Here is a 21,673-nt window from a genome sequence, read left to right as displayed (position 1 = left end):
AACGACTATCGTCCTCGGCCATCAAACATAACAATGATGGTTTTTGTGATGATACTCATGTCCATTGCTAACCAAGATTTCATCGAACAGAGTGACAACGCGTAACTGTGGTCGTAGCCGACTTTCCTACGCACATCATCAATACAAGTGTCATAACCTTGGTTAACCTGAGCCAGTCCGGTAATACCTGGCATCACGCCATAGGTTCGGTCAGCGAAATAGGGAATGGCTGCTTCCAGCTTGTTGTAAAAACTTGGACGTTCCGGTCTTGGGCCTATCAAAGACATATCTCCGACTACCACGTTAAACAGCTGGGGGATTTCATCTAGGCGCGTTTTACGCAGAAAACGACCAACAGGCGTAATTCTTGGGTCGTTTTCGGTTGCCCAAACAGCCCCAGTTCGTTGCTCTGCGTCCTGATACATGGTGCGAAACTTAATGATTTCAAAGAAGACCATTTTTTCAGGAGTCGATTTACCAACACGAAGTTGTTTGTAGAAAACGGGGCCCGGTGAACTGACTTTTATTGCCACTGCAATGAAGGGGATAAAAGGCGATAAAAGGAGTAAACCAAAGATCGCACCAAATAGATCAAAAAGGCGTTTAGCTAACCAGATTGACATGTGTGTTGATACATTGCTCATAATATATCCTTATTGGTCTACACGAGACCATTTTCCTGATTCAAGACCGAGTAGGTAACGTAAGCCACCAATGAGGTTTGCACAGTGTCCTGCGACAATATAGAGCACCAACTTGCAGACTCTGTGGCTGAATATGCAGGGCAAGAAGTAACTGAGCAACGCCAGAGAATAGAGGGCGATTTGCCCCGTTAACGCTGCCATAAATAGAGGGTTGTCCATCAATACTATTGACGAAATTAGGCAAAGAATCAGCAGGTAAGGGGTGAGCAGGCGTAAGCCTTTTCCCGATGCAAAGGCAAAAGCGACACCACGGTAGCGAGGCATAAACATATCGGCCAATAGTATCGCTTGTTGCATGTTACCCGCGGAGATTCTTAATCGGCGGTGGTAGTCATTTTGTTGGTTGGTTGCTTCCATTTCCAACGCCACCATTCTGGGCTCATATTTGGCTAAGTAACCTTGGCGAACAATCTCCATAGGAATGATGAAGTCGTCGTTGATCGTGTCCGTACCCATGCTTTTAAACAGATGGGTACGGAATAGATAAAACGCGCCGTGCGCACCGAGCGTAGACCCTAGGGAGGCCTCATGCATTTTGACTTTACTTTGGTACTGCCAGTAGCGATTCTCGCCTTCATTGTGATGGTTAAATAGTTGGTAGTGACCGTTAACAACACCAACTTGGCAATCATGAAAATGACGATTAGCTAACCACAACGCATCAATAGAGATTAGGGCGGATACGTCGCTAAGCGCAGTAATATCAGTAGATATCGTCGACATCTGTTGATTGATGACGGACACTTTACCGCGATTTTCGTTAAACACACGAATTTCAAAGTGCGTATCAGCGCAGATAGCTTCTTGAATAGTCTGCTCAGCAATTAAGGCGGTGTTGTCTGTGCAACCATCGCAAGCAATAATCACGTTGTAACGACTTTTAGGATAATCGAGTGACGATAGATTGCGAATCTTATCTGCAATCCACTGTTCTTCGTTATAGGCTGGCACGAGAATAGTGATCGACGCACAATCTTGGTCACTCGTCACTGGTCTATAGCCTCGGGAAGCGTGTTTAATCGCCTTGAGCGGATGATGTTTTGAATACCATGAGAGTAATACTGGATATCCAACATGGTGATAGATAATCAAACTACTCGAGATGAAAAACAGAGTGCTCAATAGAAGTTCCATCATGCGCTTTTCTCCACAGCTAGTTGCTCATAGGCTTTGACCATTTGGCGTATATCATTGTTATTAAGAACAAACTCCCTTGGCGAGTACGTACGATGTCTGTCCAATAAGTTATTTAATAGAGCCTCTGCCAGTGCATTTGGGCTATTACTTTCGACCGCTGAACCTGTTATAGGACAAAGGGTTTCGCTGCAAGCACCCACATCGGAGGCAACGGTAACAATGCCGCATGCTTGTGCTTCAAGCGTGGAAAGAGGGTAGCCTTCACTCCTAGATGGAAGGCAGAACAGATCTAAAGATTGGTAAAAGCGACACATGTCGTCGACGAGGCCGAGTAAAATTACACGTTGGCTAATCCCGAGCCTCTCTGCTTGTTGTTCAAGTGCCTCTTTTTGCGAACCCGCTCCGGCAATCACCAGATATAGGTTATTGGGCAGCAACACCATGGCATCAAGCAGTATGTCGTGACCCTTAACATGTTCGAGGCGTCCAGCACTGCCAATGATGGTCGAAGAAAGGGGAAGGCCTAGTGCCTGACGGGCGAGGTGCTTTGATCCTGGTTTAAAACGCTGACAATCAATGCCGTTATTGATCACAGATACGTCGTGATAGTTAAGTCGTTCAAGTAATTGATCTCTCACCAATTTCGCATCGGCGACGACAGAGGGTTTGGCGATAGCGAGAGCCAATTTTTGTAATGAACAGTGCTTTGGGTTGGATAAGTGCCAAGCATCGTGTTCGGTGTGGATGCGGGCTTTGACGTTAGCAAGACGTGCTGCAATCGCTCCGTAAATGATTGGCCCAATATGGTGAGTGTGTACAGTGGTCGGTTTTAATGTGCGAAATAGCTTATATAGACGATGTAATGTCGTAAAACTGAACCCTGCCGGTTTATCAAGAAACACGAGGTGATCTTCGACTTCTCCTAACCGAGGCCAGTGAGAAATCGCCTCTTCCTTTGAACCTTCTAGGCTAACAATCAATACATGGTGCTCAGGGTTGGAAAACGTCATCATGTTGAGTGCCAGTGATTCGAGCCCTCCAGGGGCAAGATGTTGAACGACATGAATGACGTTTTGGGTATGGTTATTCATGCTATCTCCTGACATGATTTAATTACCTTACTAGTAGTTAGCATAGGATGTGCCAACTATTTAATTGTTATTTATCAGATATTTAGTTTCTTTTGTTGGATGATTTTCATAGTGAAAATCAAATTACATTTCACTATGAGTGGTAAGGTTTGATTTTGGGAAGTTGAGTCAGCAAAGGTGCTTTAGTAATTGACTCTATCTCTGATTTACGGCGCACCGACGAATCGAAAAGTTCGATTAATGTCGCGACACCGGATCCGAGTGCTGTTCCTGCGACAAAACCTGCAATGACAAAAATGATGATCGGTAAGTTAGCGGGGCGACTGGGTGTATAAGGAAGGTCGATGATTTTAACCCTTTTGTTTTGCTCAAAAACACCGAGTGACCCTGTCAATTGAGCCATTTCGTAGCGTTGAAGCAGTTCATCATAAAGCTGACGTTTGATTTCCGCGTTGCGAACTAAACGGTGCATAGTTTTTGCGTTGTCACCAAACTTATTCGCTTCTTGTTCTAGTTGAACAATCATGTTGTTGAGGCTTTTTGTTTCTTCTTTGAGAGACTCATAACGTCCTCTCACCAGTTGTAGACTGTGGAGTTGGGTGACGAGTAGAGGCTGAATCTCACCCAGTTCTCTCAATTGGCTACTGCTGGCAATATCCCATAGTTGATCACTACTGATGTTTGGCTGCTCCATTTTCAGTAAAATTGTTCTTTCATTCTCAAGACGGCGCAGCTCGCGCTCTTTACCTTGCACCGCGCTGTGGCTTTCCGTGTATTTGGCTTTTAACAACGTCAGTTCACTGCGGATTTCAATGATTTGATCTTCGATTTTACCTACCACAGGATTGGTTTTTGACAGCTGTTGATCGAGCGAACCTAAACTGCGTTCGACACCAGCAAGCTCTGCACTTTTTTCCGCATAGCTTTGCTTTAGTGCCGCTAAGCGAGCGAGCGATTGCGTCTGCATTTCAGGTGTTACGGAGGCAAAACGGTTTCTAAAGTCTGCGAGTTCATTCTCAGCTTGATCCAATTCCACACGACGCTTTTCAATGTGTATTGCTAGGAATTCAGACGAGTCTTTAATTGATGAACGCTCAGGCGCAAGTAACTGTTCGATAAAATGCTCACTGATTGATTCAAGCATCTCTTTCATACCAGACGGTGAAGGCGCTGTGAGAGATATTTGTAAGAAATCCTTACCTGGCTGGCTGACCGTTAGACTATTCGATAGTTTGTTGATGACATGATCTTTTTGGGCATCTGACATCGAATCGGTGATCAATCCATGCTCGTTGGCCACCGCAGTTAGAACATGGCGACTTTTCAACAGAGTACTCAATGCATTCAGACGTTCTTTAAGCATGGTAGAGACAGCAATGTCCTCTAAGAAAGGGTTCATTTTTGCGGTTTCTTGTATCAGCATAGAGGTATGTGAAACGTAATTGGTCGGAGCCATTTTGCCAACCAAATAACCGATAAATGGCAATATCAGCATAGGAACGACGATGACATATCTTTGTCGCCACGCGCCATTGAGAATAACGATGAGACGAAGTTTCAGGTCGTTCATAGAGCCTCCAACATAGCGTTAAGTTTGTTGGTGCGAGCATCCCAACTTTCGTTGCTGATATTCACAACATCGAGACGTGGCTGCTGAATCGCAACACGTTTAAGTGCGAGTGAAAACTGTTCCGAGTTTGTGATTACGTCAACATGCTGTTGATATGGTACCAGGGCAGGGAACGAAGTGCTGATCACACGGCTACCTGCTGCTAGATACTCGAGAAGTTTCAACGGGCTACAGGATTTGATCTGTTGATTAGCGACAAAAGGCAACAGGCTCACGTCCCAGTGCTGGCTATAGCTGGGCAGGAGGTGATGTGGGCGAGGCCCGAGGTAATGAACATTATCAAGCTTAGGTAGCGGGTTGTAGTCGAGCTCGAGAGGACCGATAAACACAAACTGCCAGTCGGGATTGTCTCGAAAAACTCGTTCTAACAGTTGATAGTCGAGCCAGTTAGATATACTGCCATAGAAGCCTGCGATTCGATGTCGTCTTGGCGGCAGATCCTTTGCGCGAACGGCCGGTGTGCTGAACAGCGCGGTATCGACGCCATGCGGCAGATAGTGAGTCTTAGTTTGAGGAAACTTGGTCAGCAGTTTCGCGCTGGCGGCGAGTATTAAATCGGCTTGTTCAACCAACTTCAGCTCATGCTGTGCGACAACACGGTGATCTACGCCTGCCAAGGAGGAAAAATCATCGCCGCAGTAGTAAACCACCGCAGATTCGCCCAGAGAGCCACAAAGATCGGCGGTGGTTGGCAATGAGCTCCACAGGATGGGGTTGTCGAGTTTAAGTGTCTTGATGACGGGAAGCAGTTGAATGCAGATCATCATTTTTGCCATGTGACGAGCCAAATAAGAACGCGGTGCCGGAATGGTGCGTAAATTAACCACCGTTATATTGTCAGGTAAGGTGTGACCAACAGTGAAACCCCCTTTACTTTTACCCAACAGTTTGGCGATGGCTCGCTTTAAATCATGTCGAGTCAACCTAGGCTGGCGCAATCCTATTGAATTGACCCAGAGAACCTTCCTTTGTTTGGCTAAACGTACGATTAAATGTTGGGTGCTCGAAGGCAGGCCACCAAAATCTTCACCAAACACAATTAAATCACGCATGGTCAACCTCCTGACTGTTCAGGTAGCGAACAATTTTGGCTGGGTTTCCTACGGCAACCACCATGGGAGGGAGACTTTTGGTCACTACACTACCGGTGCCAACCACAGTGCCGTGCCCAATAGTGACATTTGGGCATACCGTAACATTGGTGCCTAGCCAAACATCGTGCTCAAGTACGATATCGCCAATATCTCTGCACTCATCACCATGGCCTTGAGCCCGCAATTCTGGGTCAAGTGAATGGCCAGAATAACCAAACAGAAATGCTCGACCAGCGATACGGACGTTATCCCCAATGACGACGCGTGTAGCTACGGCGATGGTGCTTTGCCAACCGATGTCGACATTGCTGCCGATAAGCAATTGCGGATTGTTGGATTGTGGTCTCGCGCTGAAGGTGGTTTGACCTGAAATACGGCAATCATCGCCGATGGTGATCGATAGCGGGCCAGAGATGAAAGGGACACCACCAAACAAGTAGAGACTCTTACCATGCCGCTTGAGACGGCCTTTGAACGCAGGAGTGTGAATTATCACGCGTACAAGGCTGAGATAGAAACCAGTTAGAGTTTGATACAAGAAGTAACACAGTCTGTTCCACCACTGTGGGGTTGGAATATCGAAAGCTCGAACTGTTTTCAATATGAGAAACAATTTGCGATAAGACGGATTCTCGTGGTGTTGAAGCCACACCTTAAAGTGATTAATGCGTTGTGCCAACATAATCTATCCCTACATTATTTGAATTATGCAGGGATCATTACACTAAGCGTGCCATAATTAATTGCTAATAAAATCAGTAGTTTAAATATTTATTCTCTGATTGGGAAGGTGTTTTCTCAAATTGAGAATGCTTTTGGCTAATTCGTGATAGCGCAATACACAAAGCGGCTAGGATATAAATTGGCCACGTAAAGCCTTGGGTGAGAAAGGTTCCGGAAACAATGGTACCAATAATACCGGCATACACTGATAAAGCGGTCGCCTTTAGATAGGGTGAAACGGGTTCGGTGCTGGAGTCTAAGATCGTCATGGTCGCTCGGCTCGTTTTTATCAGCGATACGATCATGATGATAAAAACCAGCAATCCTAAAAACCCCGTTTCTGCTAAAACACCAAACCAAGTACTATGAACCGCATGGTTGAGCCCATCCCAGTGTGGACTGTAGAAAAAATAATTGGCGTAAAAGTTATTCAGACCAACACCCGTTAGTGGATGATCTAATGCCATCTTAAATGCCGCCTCCCATGCATATAAACGTCCCATTGCGGAGGCATCGATACCCTGTTCTGCGGCACCGCCTGATTGGCGATCTGATATACCAGCGACTGCGAACAGTATCATCATCGCGATGATACCAATAATGATTAGCAGAGTTTTCGAGCGAACTAATCGTAAACCAAAGATACCAAACACCGCGAGGGAACCGAGCAAGCCACCACGACTTTGAGTTGCAATAACTGCCGCCATAGCAAGTACCAAACCTATGCTGCCCAGAATACGAGAAAAGCCTAATTGTTTGGTGGTCGCGAAGCTAATCGCGAATGCGAGCGGAAACATCAGTACCAGAGAGAGATCATTAGGGTCGCCTAACATTGAGCCGAGTTCGCGGCCGATGGTCACCCTTGTCCCTTCGACCAGACCGACTCCATTGATCGAATTTGATAACGCCACGACAGCGATTAACGACCCAGCTAAAATGATCAGCGTAGCGATTCTTTTAACGGATTCTTCACTGTTAACCAACCATGCTATCGCCAAAGTCATGATGATGATTTTCCAGTAAATATTTTTGAAATAGGTAATAGCAAGTCCAGGATTTGATGACAAAACGGCACCGATGATGACAAGCAGCCAAAAAATGGCCAGCCAAGTAAAGCTCGGGTGCCAAAAGGTGGTCAGTTGTCTGCTAATCAAACTGTGCCAAATCAAAGCAGCCAAAGCGCCCACAGAGAGTAATAATGGAATCTTCAATGAATAGAGAGCTGGTATCGCTTCGTGAATTCGGAAAAATGAGAACAACACGAACAGGCTGACTAGCCAAAATGTCTGATTGAGCACAAACAGAACGCCAAGTGGAGCAAAGCAAAGCACAATCACAATGGCAGGGTGAGGGACAAACATCCATATTGCTGCAAGAGTGAAGCACAGCAGTGACATCCACATGATCGCTTTGATGTGCTTGTATCGGCTCATTGGGTTTTACCTAAGTAAGTTTGCATTGCGATAAACACTGTTTTAATTGAGATAATCGTGACTAATTGGCTGCGAATCGCGTAAGCAATCAGAGCAAGCGGCTGAAGAACTAACATCAGTACTGATACTTCTAAATGTTGGTGGTAGCGGCTGGTTACAATGAAGCTAATGGTTAAAAGCACCAAACCCGTCAATGCTGATAACTGATAGTTAAGATAGAAGAGTTTTTGGCTACGATACAAGGTCAGCACGAAGCGAGTCACTTGACCAATCACCAGTGATAGCAAGATTCCATACAGCCCATGCTCAAGCGTCACAATGCATGTGCCGAGTGCCACCAACGTCGCAAAAATATTAATGTAGAGTAACTGCGAAGTCTTTTTACGATACAAAACGCCAAAATTACACAATTCGACTAACTCCTTAAACAGCATCATGATAATGGTTAGGCTGACGTAGCCAATGGCTGGCTGGTAGTTAGCAGGGAGAGCCAACTCTATGAAAATCTGACTAAGCCAAGAGACGCTGATGGCGATAAGACAAAGAAGTAAAACGCCACGCTGGGTGACTTTAGCTGTGTAGTCAGAACCATGTATTTGCATAGATTCGAAACGTTTTGGCATCCACCACATGTGAAAAGGTTGAATTAAAATTCCGACACCTAAGGCGAATTTGGCGGCAATAGCATACATGCCTAACGTTTCAAGATCAGTCGCACCTGCGATTAACCATCTTTCCGCACCGCTTAAACCAAACGCGACAACCGCTGACAACATTAACGGCATCGAGTAATAGAGGTATTGTCGTAAATGAGTGGTTTTAGGTAAGCGAAATGGGAATCGTAGGTAAAAGTGAAGAAAGAGAAACTGGGCAAAAGTACAGAGTACATTGAGTGCAAAAATGGTTGTCACGTCAGGGGAATGGGTTAGCACGGCAACCAGTAACGCAACCTGAATCACGACTGTTGTTGTACACACTTTAAAAAATAGATCCGCCTGATTATGCAGACGTAACCAAGCGAGACATATCGCCAGTGGCGCTTCGTAGCAGAGCACCAACAGAATAAGACCAAGCTGATTGGTGTCAAATAGATCGAGTTTAAAAGGAGAAACCATGTAGAAAAACAGGACGACGATGCTTAGAAAAAAAGAAAGGGATAGAGACGCGCTATATAACTTGGCTGCTTTTATTCTGCGTAACCTAGCGTGGCGGATTGGCCCAATAAATCGGTAGAGATTTTCATGCATTGCCAATCCAACAACCAAGCTGAAAAATACAGTGGTAATCCCCAACAGTTCAAGATGGCCTAGTTCGTTTGGTGACAAGTAGTGAGCCATTAACGGCAAGGTAAACAGTGAGACACCTTTCATCAGAAACAAGCTCACAGCATACAAACTAATGTTCTTTATATGACCGCTGGACATAGCAACCTCCTGATTTGCACTGTTTAGCTATTCTGAATGACACGCGCCATGGTCAGTGCCAAATCGCCATTGATATACTGAGCAAATTTCTTATAGCGAATCTCTGCACGATAGTGCTTGGCCAATAAACGAGCGTTTTGACGACAACGATGAAAAACCTCTTGATCACTGACGGCGTAGAGCAAAGCATTCGCCAGCGAATCGACATCGCCTGGTTGGTACTTGATGCAGTCGTGGTTATGAATCAGCTGTTGGTCCCAATAAGCGCCATCTTGAGGAATAAGCACACACATGCCAGCGGCAAGCGCTTCAAGGATGGAAAGTCCAAAAGGTTCGTTTTGACTGGTTGAGATAAATATATTGGATTGACTGCGTATCTCATCTAGGTTTTGTGGATCTTCAAACCACTGAGTGTTGCTTAGATTTATTGGCGCGTTCGATACGGGTAAACAGGTATCGACTGGACAGATAAAACAGATGTTTAACGCAATCGGTCTATAATGGCTGGTGAGTTTGATGGCGTCGACTAAGAGGTCGAGACCTTTCCATTTCAATAGCGATGCGGCCCAAAAGCAAACTGGCAACTGAGTTTGGCAAGGTGTCGGCCATCTAGATTGAGGTAAGCCATTGGCAAATGGTTGGTAATGTTGAGCACATAGATAAGACTCCGCTAGCGCTGATGCATCCGCAATGTTCGTTTTGTGGCGCAAGTAACTCTGTAACGCGGCTTTTAAGCTTTCTTTCGCTGAGGGTAAGTAAAATACCGCATTGGCTTGAGTCAAACAGTACCCAATAGAGCGCGAAAGCCCAACACTACCATGAACGAACTGGATGATTTCGTAAACGACAACACGCCTAAGCAGATAAATCGCCATATCAATACCCGGGCCAGATGCGCCAACCACTTTTGTTATTCCGCGATAACGTAATAGAGTCATAAACAAGAGCAGCAGCAAATAGAGTTGGTTGAACCAATATAAAGGCCCTTGATGAATTTTCATCAGTGCCGACACAGCGCGAATAGGGGTAATAATGACATCATGTTTGGCGTAAAACTCGCTGTTGAGCCAAAATTCCGGTTGGATGGTCAAGACAACAAATTGATTCCCGTTTACTCGACATATATTGAGTGCATCGCTGGTTGCGATTTTAGAACCGCCTTTAAACGGGATAGGGTCAAACACCAAGGTAAAATTAGACTTAACCATGTTGGCCTCCTAAAGATACGCGATTCGATAAGTAGGTCTTTAGTGGTAAAAGAGAGGTGAATAGGCCGCGTGCTTGATTATTTTTTTGCACAAGAATGGTGTTGTAAACTTGTTCAATCTGCGGACACGTTACCGATAAATCATGGCTTTTGATGATATGGCGATAGGCGTTGGCAGCTATGCGATGGCACAACTTAGGATTGTTAATCAAAATCCGCATTGCACTCGCGATTGGGCCAATCCCATGGTTAGGATATAGCACTCCGGTTTTACCGTGGCTGATAAACTCAGGAATACCGCCTTCAAATGGTGCGACAATGGGCAGTTTAGCCAATCCAGCTTCTGCAACCACTAACCCAAAGGCTTCACTGCGTGCACCACTGATAAAAGCGTCACAACCTTTAAGCCAGCCAACAACGTTTCTTTGCTCACCAACAAAGTGTACCTGCATCGCAAGATGTAGATATTCAGCTTGCTCTTGAAGCTTATTTTTAAGAGGACCATCGCCGATAACCACTAGATGTGTATCGGGGTATTCAAGGGTTACATGACGAAGTGCGATGAGAATTCGATCGATCCCTTTGCGGTGAATTAACGAGCCGACAGTGGCAAAAATAAAATCGTGTTGCGGAATACCGAGTTCACGTCGAACATCAACTTCGGATTGGGCTAACAAAGCGTGTGTGTCAATACCGTTGTGCACAACGTTAACGCATTCAACGGGATAGCCATCATTGATCAAAGCTTGTGAAACATACTTGCTGACCGAAATAATATGAGGCGATAGATGAAGACCTAGGGTAAGACGCTCTCTGATCTGGTAAGGGCAGTGCAGTTGAGTGACCAAAGGGATATTCTTGATCCTTGCCGCAACCACCATCCATTGACAAGGTGCGCCACTATTGACATGAATAAGGTCGATCTTTTCTCGATCAATGAGCTCGCAACCGTGCTCTACCAACGCCATCCAGCTCATCAAATTGAAACGTGGGGCTTTCCATCCCAGTAACAACCGAAATTGACTCAGTTCTGTGGTGACGTTGAGTTGGTCGAGTTGCTCTGCCAATGTACGATTGTTAGTCCACACCAAGGGCTGGAAGTGATTCGGATTTAGGAACTTAATCAAATCGAGCAAGCATTGCTCACTGCCACGAATCCAGTCATCACCATAGTGTACAAACAGAATTTTTTTCGCCATAGCCAATCCCTTTTGCTGTCGTAAGAATAAAGGTCGATAGCAGATGTAACGCAAACGGGATGCCACAAATTGATGGTTTATAAGCTATTGTTTTATAGTTGTTTTTAGAAATGATAAAGGTAAGGGGCGCTCATTTCTCAATTTGAGAATCAGTTTGAAACTGTTTGGGAAAGTAGAGCTCTAGCATTTGAGGGATGATAGCCGAAGGTGAAAAGTGCTGTTCAACGGTCGCGATGGCATTGCGCTGCAGTGCGTTTCTGCGCTGCGAGTCGAGTGAGACAAAATCTTGCAATTGCTGGTTGAGTTCTTCCATAGAGTTGACCAGAAAACCATTGTGTTGGTGACGAATCAACTTATCGAGGTTGCCGACACTGAGTGCAAGGACGGGTATACCACGCGTCATAGCTTCAAGAGCCGCCATTGGAAGGCCTTCGAACCGAGAGCAAATGACCAACAAGCCAACATTTGGCCATATACTAGACATGTCACTCTGGTGACCGTGAAAGCGAACATTGATTGGGGCACAGGTGGTGAGTGCCGTTTCCATCGGCCCTGAACCATAAACATCAAAGTTTAACTCGTTATTAAGCCGTGCGATTTCAACAAATCGATCAGGCGCTTTCTCTTCACTTAATCGCCCGACAAAAGCAATCTGTTGTCCAGTACTGATGGCTAGCTGGTGGTTATCGATAAAGTTGTTGAAGCAAACAGACCGGCTTGGCAACTTAGCCATGATTGCATGACTGACGGCGAGAGAGTGGGTAGAGAGAAAGCTGCTATATCTGTCGATCAAGTCATAAAGCCATACTTTTCCTTTAGGTGTCTCGCCGGCATGATAAGTAGTGATCTGTGCAACACCAGTTAAGAGGTGCAGCAGTTTACATATGATGCTGGCTTTATAGCCATGGGCGTGTACGACGGCGGGGCGCTGAGCTTGAATCTGGTCGCGTAATTGAAACACAAAGTGCTGTTTATCCCGATCAAGATAATCAACGCTGACGTTCGCATGCTCTAATTGTTGTTTCAATTGGTTGTGATGAGGATAACGGCGCAGAAGCCAAACTTGAACGTGAATGTTAAAGAGCTTGAGCCCTTTTGCGAGCTCAAGCACATGCGTTTCTATACCACCGAAGGTTTGACTATCAATCACCAACCAAACTTGATCAGACGAGTTGCTGCTCATCCTCAGACTCCCAAGCTTGTTTTTTTCGGTACACGGTTGAAGGACTAAGTTCGAGCAGCACCGCCGCATTGAGCACATTGCCGTCACAGTAATCGATCGCTTGTTGGATAGCTTCTCTCTCTATCTGCCACATAGGACGTATATTGTGATCCGACTTTGCCACTTGTGGTGTGGCATCCGTCAACTGAGAGATGGAGTCAGTATCATGTCGCAGTCTGACTGGCTCAGAGACTGCAGCAGTCGGTGAGTTTGGCTGCTGCCTTTTGTTTTTGATCAGTTGCTCCGGAAGATGTTCGTATCTCAAATGACTGTCGTCGTTCAACACGACAATATTGCGAATAATATTTTGCAACTGGCGAACATTGCCGGGCCAGTTGTAACGTTTCAGCGCAGATTCCGCTTCTCGATGGATTGAAGAGAACTTCTTACCATCTTCTTTGGCGTACACTTTGAGAAAATGGGTCGCTAAGGTAATGATGTCGTTACCACGATCTCGCAAAGGTGGCATTTCAACGGGAACCACATGGACGCGATAATAGAGGTCTTCCCTAAATCTGCCTTGCTCGACTTCTTGCAAAGGATCGCGGTTTGTTGCGCAGATAATGCGAACATCAACCTTCATCTCTTTGGTTGCACCGAGCGGAGTGAATGTTCCGGTTTGCAGAAAGCGGAGAAGCTTTTTCTGCATTTCCAGTTCCATCTCACAGAGCTCATCGAGAAATAAGGTTCCACCATGGGCTTGAGATGCCGCCCCTTTACGATCCGCTGTTGCACCTGTAAAAGCACCTTTTACGTGGCCGAATATCTCACTTTCCATCAGATCTTTGGGGATAGCACCACAATTGATGGCGACAAAGGGTTTATCGCGGCGCTTGCTCTCTTGATGAATGGCTTCCGCACATACCTCTTTACCTGTACCACTCTCACCGATAATAAAAACACTCGCAGAAGTCGGTGCGACAGAGTCGATGATCTTATAGATCCCTTGCATGGGAAGGCTTGAACCGATGAAACCATGAAAACGATTACGGTCGAATTTAGCTTCAATATCTTCGACGAGTGTCTCCAGTTTTACCTGCTGTAAATGCAGGGCAATTGAAGTCTTTAAACGGTCGGCATTAATTGGTTTTTCTAAGAAGTCTTTTGCGCCTTTTTGCAGCAAACTAACCGCCACATCAACGGATCCATGTGCGGTAGCAATCACCACAGACGTAGGGATCTGCTGCTCGTTGATCCAGTCTAAGATATCTTCGCCATCCATGTCGGGTAGCTTTAAATCAAGTATCACTAGATGAGGGACATTACGCTCTATGAAAGCGATCGCTTCTTTACCCGTTTCAACATGGAAAAGGTCGTAATTTTCGTCCTTAACGTACTGCTTATACAGAATAGCCAGTGATGTGGAATCTTCTATTAATAGTACTTTTGGTTTCATAGGCGATTTCCTATCGATAAACAGTTAAGGTTGCATCGGTTGTGAAAAGCCTTGCTGCTTACGAATTTCTAGTGCGGCTAGTGATTGTTCAGCAAGGTGTTGCAACTCAGATTTAAGTTTGAAGGCTTGGTGTCCTTGTCCATCTATACATAGATGTTCAATTTTACGCGCAAAATTAGACAGTGTACGGTTGCCCAAAGCCAGTGAAGAACTGCCTAAGGTGTGTGTTTCAAACTCAACCGTATGTGAGTCTTCTCGATCAATGGCTTGGTATATTTTTTCCAGCCGTTGATGTGACTCTTCAAGATAGTGGTCAATCAATAACGGGATGACATCTGCACTTGTATCTTCAATCATCTGTTGAAGGATTTGTTCATCGACAAGTTCCAAATTAACCTCTTCTAATATTGCTGGTTCAACGGTTTTAATGTTAGCTCGATATGACTCTAATTGCCTATTTTCTGTGTTTGAAGTGTGAGCAGATCCTGATTCCGTATTGTGTTCTTCATTTAAGAATAGATTAATTTTTTCAATTAGTTGTGATGCTCTTAGAGGTTTTGATAAGTAATCATCCATACCGGAGGCAAGAAACTTCTCTCTGTCTCCCGCTAGGGAGTGTGCCGTAAGGGCAATAATAGGAAGTTGCGAGGTAATGTCATCATCGAGTTCGCGGATTGCTTTGCATGCCTGCATACCGTCCATCTCTGGCATAGAGATGTCCATAAAGATGATGTCGTACTGATATTGCTTGACCATCTCTACTGCTTGAACACCGTTTTCAGCAATATCGATAGTGAGGCCGATACGCTTAAACATCTCTCTGATGACCAATTGGTTCGCTCTGTTGTCTTCCGCAACCAAAATACGAGCATTAGTGTATTGCAAAGTAGGGCGGCTTTCAGTGGTATCCGGTGACGAGATTAGCTGATCAGCGACAGGTAAGCAGATATCAAAGGTGAATGTACTGCCAATGTGAGGCTGGCTGTCTACACGGACTTCTCCATCCATTAGATTGCAAAGGCGTCGGCAAATTGCCAGACCGAGTCCGGAGCCTTCTTTGCTACGAGAGTATGATTGGTCAACCATAGTGAACTCATCAAACAGATAATCGATCGCATTTTGGTTGATACCAATCCCTGTATCTTGTATCTGACAGATGAGTTTTACCTTGTCTTCAGAGGCCTTCTCAGCGCCGACTTTAACGGTGACGCTTCCTTCATGGGTAAACTTAATCGCATTACCAATTAGATTCAGTAAAATCTGTTTGACTCGGTTAATATCACCACGAACCTTACTGGGTACGTGGCCTTCAATATAGCAGTGTAAGACTAAATTTTGTGCTTTCGCTGTAGGAGTGAATGAATCGACAACACTCTCTACACACTGGCGAAAATCAAAGGGCTGATCCTCAAGGATCAGGGTATTTGACTCCATTCGTGTGAAATCGAGAATATCGTTAATGACGGACAGTAAAAAGTGGCCTGATTCAGTCGCTGTCGAAACCAGTTTTCTCTGCTCTTTACTCAGTTTGGTCTCTTCGAGAATGTTGAGAATACCCAGTACACCATTCATTGGGGTTCTAATCTCATGCGACATAGAGGCAAGGAAACGACTTTTCGAGTCATTGGCAAGCTCTGCGCCTTCGCGGGCGGCGTGAAGCAACTTATATTCTTGTTCTAGCTTGGCGGACATTCCATCAAATGCACGAGATACGTCACCAATTTCATCTTTCGATTGTGAATTAAGTTGAAAGCCCGGACCCGATTGCTCGATGGTGTTGACCGCGGAAGCAATGCGAGTCAATCCTCGTGTTAAATAGGTGCCTAAGGCGAAAGAGAAAAGGGCAACTAACACCACTTCCATGGTTGCAATGATGACAATGGATCGCTGTGCGTCATTCAACATCATCATGATAGGTTCGACTTGAAAGCCGATATCGATATAACCGTAGACTTTGCTGTTGACCTCAATCGGGCTACGCAAATCGAAGATTCCATCATCAACACTTTCAAGACTGGTATCATTTTGCATCGCACGTTGTAAGATCTCTTTGTCACCAGCGCAGGCCATCTCTTTGCCATCACGCAACACTCTAACGTAGGCCACATCTTCCAACGTCATGAATTCATCGACGAGGCTTTCCAGAGTGGCGATGTCTGTGGACAGAACGGCATCTTTGGCCGCTTGAGTAAACATGGTTGCGCTAGAGTTGGCTCTCTGTATGAGCTGCTTCTCATTTGAGTTGGAAAGAAAGCTCATTGCACTGAGGACGAGAGCGATCAGCACAATGATTTCTATGATGGCGATTCCAAGGATTGTTTTTGAACGTAAAGTCATGCGCTTCCCCACTAATCCAAAATCGTGATGTTTAGCTTACGAACGTCATTCCAATCTTCATCTTGAGCAGCAACAAAACCTTTTAAGCTTAGTGTCTGTAGTTGAGCTTGTCCGACGCTACTTGAATCCAATGACATTAAGGCTTTTTGCAAGGCAGAGACCTGTTGCTGGTTTAAACGTGGGTGGGTGGCAATCGCATGTGGTGTATAAGACTCTGTTCTCCAGATGACTTTAAGTTGAGACTTGACGACTTCTGGCAGTGAGTTAAAGGTTCGCATTACACCGCCACCAGCGGGATAAAAGCCTTTAGCCACACCGAGATAGACTGAGTCGTGTGAGGAGACGTAGTTGACCTGATAACTGATTCCCGCTTTATTTAGATCGCTTTGAGTTAAAATGGTGGCTGCAAAAGCGGCAGGAGAAGGAAAAGCGAGCTTAGAGTTGTTGAGCTGTGTGAGGCTTTCAATAGGGTCTTTTTTTTTCGCGACAATAATACCTTGAATGAGTTTGTCTTTTGCTTTGGCTATCGCACGATATCCTGGAGTCTGACTAAAAACCGTGTAGTGATAAGGGTTCATATACGCGATGTCATACTTCCCTTCTGCCAAACGTTGCTCGAAGGTAGGAATGTCTGGAGCGGTACTAAATACCACATCAATTCCCGTTTGCTCACTGAGGTAGTTCATTATCGGCGTCCACTGTTCAGCCAATCGACTGGCAGATTGCTGTGGAACGATGCCGAAACTAAGGGTTTGAGCCAGACAGGTTACGGATAAGGTTAGGGCGGAAATAAACACGACTAGACGTTTCATGCTAACTCCTACGCTGACTGTGCCAGAAATTCGTTGGTCAAAATTTTGCTTGCTATACGCTCACGCCAACGATGTGGAATAAAGGTAAAGCGGTTTAACTCGCGGACTATTTCTTCGGCCAAAGTGGCTTGGTCTCTCATATTAAGAATAGAACCCAACAGAGAAATTGACGCGCAATTGAGCATTTCAGTCGCTTTGGCTAACTGACCCGACGACGTTTTTCCACCCATAACAACAAGGACGGTCTGATCACAAGCCCCCGCGACGACTTGGGCGGGTATATTGCCGCGATTTATGTGTAACAAAGGGGAAGTGTCGCAAATGACTCGATCAAATTGTTGCAGCCACTCGGATACCGCGTTAGTAAGGTAGGTCGGGTCTTTGTATGCCAGAAGCGCAGATTGACTGCTAGGGACAGGTAACCCCGTAAACAGTTGATGCGTATCGTTGTGTTCAACCAAAAATCCAACTTGCTCAGTAAACTGAGGCATCGAATCGATCGATTCAAATGCTGGATGAAAGGTATTTAAATCAACGACTAATGTTTTATGGCCAGCCAATAAGTAACGCTCCGCAAGTGCAGATACAATGGATGTGACGCCGTCACCTGATTGACAGGCGGTAAGACAGAGAGAGCGGCAACCATTCATCTCCGCTGCAAGATAGATTTGCTCAATCTCGGTATGGGTTGAAGGAATAATCATCACAACGCTCCTATTAACACTATGGTGGTGGTTAAGCGCAGAATATCTTCCAAGCCAACACGGGCTTTTTCCAAGATGCTTTCGCTACGGTCAGGAACATAGATGGTGTCACCGGCACGAAGGACAGGCAGTTGATATATGTTGGCCGTTTTACTGAAGTTCACCAAATCAAATGTTCGCGCCTGACCCTGACAGCAGGACATATTTACGATAGAAATCTTTTCAAGGTAAGCTCGGTCAGACGGGCCGCCTGCTTCTGCAAGTATGTCGAGCACGGTCATATTGTCATCGAAAACGTAACGTCCAGGTTTGTTTACCGCGCCAAGGACACGCACGGTGGACTCTTTCGAACGATCCAGCCAGATTTTATCTTTCTCGGGAATGTAGATGGTGTCGCCCATGGTCACGTTAGGTAATAGGCTTTCGTCGCCCGTTTCGAAGTAAAGAGAAAGGTTCAGCTTGCTCACTTTTGAGTAACTTTTGTCTCTATGGGTGAAGCGGATGTTATGGATGTCAGCATCTTTGGTTGGGCCATCGGCGGCGGAAAGAATGTCGAGGAAATGCATATCTTTGGTGAAGCGATAGCGTCCAGGCGCGTTGACCTGACCGAAGACGTAAATCGACGCATCCGAACTTTGACGAACCCATTGTGACTTATTATCCGATGGGTCTTGAGGCAGGTCATGAATACGAATAATGGACCCTGCTGTAATGCTCGGCAATTCACTGCTTGGTGCTCCACTCAAAATATAGGCATCGAGGTCGAACACATGGAGTTTATTGTCACTGGTGACAACCTCGATTTTTGAGGTATCAGCGCGTAATGTTGGGCCGCCTACGTGAGAGAGTAAATCCATTAGGTCCATTTCATCAGACCATTCGACACGACCGGGACGAACCACTTCTCCGATGATGCGTACTGCGCGATTCGGCGCTATCTTGAGCCAAGATTTTTCGTTCATGTCGGTTTTCTCGGGGACAAAGATTGCGTCACCAGCACTGATTTTCGGAGGGTTGCGTCCTGATAGTCCTTCAGTAAAAGCGGTTAGGTCGAATTTGACGACCGTACCATTGGCTTTAATGACGCGAATCTGACGCGATTCTGCGTAGCGTGTTGGCCCGCCAGCATTGGCGAGAATATCCATAAAAGAGGCATTTTTTTTACCTTCATAGGCACCAGGACTAGCGACTTCCCCCATGATATAGACAACATTAGCACCGGATTTAATTTCCTCTTCTTGCTTGGGTACAAAGATAGTCGTTCCCGGAGTTAGGGTAGGCAGCAGAGAAACATCACCACTATCTAAATAGGATTTAAGGTTGAATAGTTTAGGGGTGTTGTCCGAAATTACTCGGATTTGTTCTACCGAAGCATAGCGAGTGACGCCACCTGCTCGCATAATGATATCAACCAAATCCGTATTGGCTTTGTAGCCGAATGAGCCTGGAGCGTTGACTTCGCCAAACACTTTGATCGCAGTTCGTCCATCAGCGCTGTCGCCAGCGTTTGCGAGTTTGGTTGCGTCAAACTCTTGTTCGATATTCCCGACGAGCGGTGAGGCGGGAACGAAAATCGTGTCCAGTGAATCCAGCTCTGGAAGCAGTGACGAATTACCAGTATCAAGGAAGTTTTTATAATTGAAGGTGATTTTTTCGTTGCCGCGTTTTATGAATAGATCGTTCAATTGAGCGCCTGCACGTAATCCACCGGCTGCGTGCAGTGCCATCTGAATATCCGCGCTCTTAGGTAAGGTGTATTCACCGGGTGACTTTACGTACCCTTGGACAGAAACGAGGATTTGTTGTTCGGCGATGTAAACTGTCGCAGAGGACAGATCGCGATAGACTTTCTCCAACGCTTGTTTGACCGCCGACTCAAGTTGAGGCTCAGTATAACCTGCAACATAAAGGGCGCCCACTTCAGGCAAGGTGATTCGGCCACGTTTATCGACTTGAAATCCTTTGTTTAGAGAGGTTTCGCCTGGCAGATTAACTTGGATTAAGTCGCCGATATCAACACGCTCTTCACTCGCGTTGACCAAAGTAGCAAGTGACAGTAACAAGGTGACGAACAGAAGATTAATTTGTTTCATAGTAGCCTCCTTGCATCGGTGACTCAGTGCGTTCCTGCTTGTCGACCACCTCAATGCTTACTCGGCGATTAGTAAGACGAACGCCCTCAGATTCTCCCTGATATAGAGGAAGGGTATCGCCTACGGAATGGGTTTTAATACGTTCTGGACTCAGGCCAAAAATGATCAAATATCTCTTAACTTGTTGTGCTCTGCCCATCGCAAGTTTTTGATTGTAAGCCACGTCACCCACCGAATCTGAATGACCCGTGACGGAGAGAGTTAAACTTGTATGCTCTTCCAGTAAGTTCGCTGCGCGAGCTAAATGCCCCATATATTTAGGGTTCACCTCTGTAGAGTTGAATGCAAACTGATTATCCACATTGAGTAGACTGTAGAGCTTGTCGATGATGGCCAAACGTTGCTGAAAGGCGTTCTCATCCATTGGTGGAACACATTTCGCTTGAGAGGTTACGTAGTCCAATTGCAGTTCTAACTCATTAAGACGTTTGCGTTGGATGACGATATCATTGGCTGCATCGAGAAGAAGGCCGCCTTCCAGTTCACGAGCAATGCGATTCTGTTTCTCTAGTGCCTGAACCACAGCGGCTGGAAAACACCAACGTGCACCTTCTCGAATGAGTGAATCAAGCTGAAGTTTGGTCAACTGCCAGTCGAAGCGTAAACCGTGTTCTGGACCAAGAGGCTCATCGGGCATGACAGGAGTGAAACTCGATTGAATATAATCTTCTGCAATACCGCCACGACCACTTTCAGGGTAGCTGGAACAGCCAATCACTGAACTGACAGTGACAGCTAGGGCTATGTGTTTGAGAGAAAAGTTCATGCCAACGTCCTTTGTTAGTGAGTTATTGTTATTTTTAGTGAGTTTGAGAATTGACCGGAATCGCCTGACTGATGCGCAGCAGGTTAATGATTTCCAGTGGCTGCCCTGAAGCGTTTTCGATGCGCATGTTGCGATGGCGTTCAATAAGGCGCTTGTAGAGATACACGATAGCGCCGACACCAGAGGAGTCGAGAAACTGGACGTGGCTGAAGTCGATCTCCACATCGCGGCCAGAGTCTTCAGCAATAATCTGATCGATGTGTGGTTGAGCGAAACGGCTGCCGTCAGCATCTAAGTTTCCGTTGATGATGAGTGTATCTATGGTTTCACTGGCTTGAATTTTACGTAGTTCCATGACGCATACTCCTATGTTGGTTGCATAGAGTGGAGCAGGTTACGTGCCAAAAAAATAACCATTAATAATCATGTGCTTAACGTTTTTCTTTGTGAGTTTCTCAATATGAGAAATCGTTTTTCTCAATTTGAAAGTTATAAGAGTGAGGCTAAAACATCAGGTTTAACTAGTTTGTTTCCAGCGAAATGTAACTGTGATTACTAACAACTATCTTTTAGACAGCGATGACTCTGAATCCGTAATATTGAACCTAGAAACGCTCCAGATAGTGGCAATAATTGAGGCA

At 45.6% G+C, this 21,673-nt stretch carries 18 protein-coding genes; all 18 read right to left on the bottom strand.

Annotated features, from left to right (window positions below; all coding sequences use genetic code 11):
- Positions 1-5: 5 nt before the first annotated feature.
- The 18 genes from QTN95_RS03410 to QTN95_RS03325 all read right to left on the bottom strand — a co-directional run bounded on the left by QTN95_RS03410 (position 6) and on the right by QTN95_RS03325 (position 21,387).
- A complete protein-coding gene (locus QTN95_RS03410; RefSeq protein ID WP_331416334.1) occupies positions 6-644 on the bottom strand; it encodes a sugar transferase in 639 nt (212 codons plus the stop codon).
- Positions 645-653: 9 nt separating this feature from the next.
- Positions 654-1,841, bottom strand: a complete 1,188-nt coding sequence (locus tag QTN95_RS03405; protein WP_331416333.1) for a glycosyltransferase family 2 protein — start codon at positions 1,839-1,841, stop codon at positions 654-656.
- Complete coding sequence (locus QTN95_RS03400; protein ID WP_331416332.1) at positions 1,838-2,932, bottom strand: glycosyltransferase; 1,095 nt, start codon at positions 2,930-2,932, stop codon at positions 1,838-1,840. The genes QTN95_RS03405 and QTN95_RS03400 overlap by 4 nt, the downstream gene beginning before the upstream one ends.
- A gap of 133 nt (positions 2,933-3,065) precedes the next feature.
- Positions 3,066-4,502: a GumC family protein gene (locus tag QTN95_RS03395; protein ID WP_331416331.1), complete on the bottom strand. Its 1,437-nt coding sequence runs from the start codon at positions 4,500-4,502 to the stop codon at positions 3,066-3,068.
- Complete coding sequence (locus QTN95_RS03390) at positions 4,499-5,614, bottom strand: glycosyltransferase (protein ID WP_331416330.1); 1,116 nt, start codon at positions 5,612-5,614, stop codon at positions 4,499-4,501. The genes QTN95_RS03395 and QTN95_RS03390 overlap by 4 nt, the downstream gene beginning before the upstream one ends.
- Positions 5,607-6,338, bottom strand: coding sequence for an acyltransferase (locus QTN95_RS03385; RefSeq protein WP_138970924.1), 732 nt, complete (start codon positions 6,336-6,338; stop codon positions 5,607-5,609). The genes QTN95_RS03390 and QTN95_RS03385 overlap by 8 nt, the downstream gene beginning before the upstream one ends.
- Positions 6,339-6,411: 73 nt before the next feature.
- Positions 6,412-7,776, bottom strand: coding sequence for an O-antigen ligase family protein (locus QTN95_RS03380; protein WP_443088847.1), 1,365 nt, complete (start codon positions 7,774-7,776; stop codon positions 6,412-6,414).
- Between the two features lie 32 nt (positions 7,777-7,808).
- Positions 7,809-9,236 carry a lipopolysaccharide biosynthesis protein gene (locus tag QTN95_RS03375; RefSeq protein ID WP_331416328.1) on the bottom strand — a complete coding sequence of 476 codons (1,428 nt, stop codon included), beginning with the start codon at positions 9,234-9,236 and terminating at the stop codon, positions 7,809-7,811.
- Between the two features lie 23 nt (positions 9,237-9,259).
- Complete coding sequence (locus QTN95_RS03370; RefSeq protein ID WP_331416327.1) at positions 9,260-10,444, bottom strand: glycosyltransferase family 4 protein; 1,185 nt, start codon at positions 10,442-10,444, stop codon at positions 9,260-9,262.
- Positions 10,437-11,642, bottom strand: coding sequence for a glycosyltransferase (locus tag QTN95_RS03365; protein WP_331416326.1), 1,206 nt, complete (start codon positions 11,640-11,642; stop codon positions 10,437-10,439). Before QTN95_RS03365 ends, QTN95_RS03370 begins: the two co-directional genes overlap by 8 nt.
- 130 nt (positions 11,643-11,772) lie before the next feature.
- Positions 11,773-12,825, bottom strand: a complete 1,053-nt coding sequence (locus QTN95_RS03360) for a glycosyltransferase family 4 protein (protein ID WP_331416325.1) — start codon at positions 12,823-12,825, stop codon at positions 11,773-11,775.
- Positions 12,806-14,260, bottom strand: a complete 1,455-nt coding sequence (locus tag QTN95_RS03355) for a sigma-54-dependent transcriptional regulator (protein WP_331416324.1) — start codon at positions 14,258-14,260, stop codon at positions 12,806-12,808. Before QTN95_RS03355 ends, QTN95_RS03360 begins: the two co-directional genes overlap by 20 nt.
- Positions 14,261-14,284: 24 nt before the next feature.
- The gene (locus QTN95_RS03350; protein WP_331416323.1) at positions 14,285-16,597 is read right to left on the bottom strand and encodes a HAMP domain-containing hybrid sensor histidine kinase/response regulator; all 2,313 of its coding nucleotides are present in this window, start codon (positions 16,595-16,597) and stop codon (positions 14,285-14,287) included.
- Between the two features lie 11 nt (positions 16,598-16,608).
- Positions 16,609-17,409: a phosphate/phosphite/phosphonate ABC transporter substrate-binding protein gene (locus QTN95_RS03345; RefSeq protein ID WP_331416322.1), complete on the bottom strand. Its 801-nt coding sequence runs from the start codon at positions 17,407-17,409 to the stop codon at positions 16,609-16,611.
- Positions 17,410-17,417: 8 nt separating this feature from the next.
- Complete coding sequence (locus QTN95_RS03340) at positions 17,418-18,113, bottom strand: chromosome partitioning protein ParA (protein WP_331416321.1); 696 nt, start codon at positions 18,111-18,113, stop codon at positions 17,418-17,420.
- Complete coding sequence (locus QTN95_RS03335; RefSeq protein WP_331416320.1) at positions 18,113-20,206, bottom strand: SLBB domain-containing protein; 2,094 nt, start codon at positions 20,204-20,206, stop codon at positions 18,113-18,115. Before QTN95_RS03335 ends, QTN95_RS03340 begins: the two co-directional genes overlap by 1 nt.
- Positions 20,193-21,032, bottom strand: coding sequence for an OmpA family protein (locus QTN95_RS03330; protein WP_269376434.1), 840 nt, complete (start codon positions 21,030-21,032; stop codon positions 20,193-20,195). The genes QTN95_RS03335 and QTN95_RS03330 overlap by 14 nt, the downstream gene beginning before the upstream one ends.
- A 34-nt stretch (positions 21,033-21,066) precedes the next feature.
- Complete coding sequence (locus tag QTN95_RS03325) at positions 21,067-21,387, bottom strand: STAS domain-containing protein (protein ID WP_138970935.1); 321 nt, start codon at positions 21,385-21,387, stop codon at positions 21,067-21,069.
- Between the last annotated feature and the right edge of the window lie 286 nt (positions 21,388-21,673).

The sequence above is a fragment of the Vibrio sp. M260112 genome (assembly GCF_036533775.1).
Lineage (GTDB): Bacteria > Pseudomonadota > Gammaproteobacteria > Enterobacterales > Vibrionaceae > Vibrio.
Note: the sequence above shows the minus strand (reverse complement) of the source record. Positions and strands in the feature narration are given on the sequence as shown.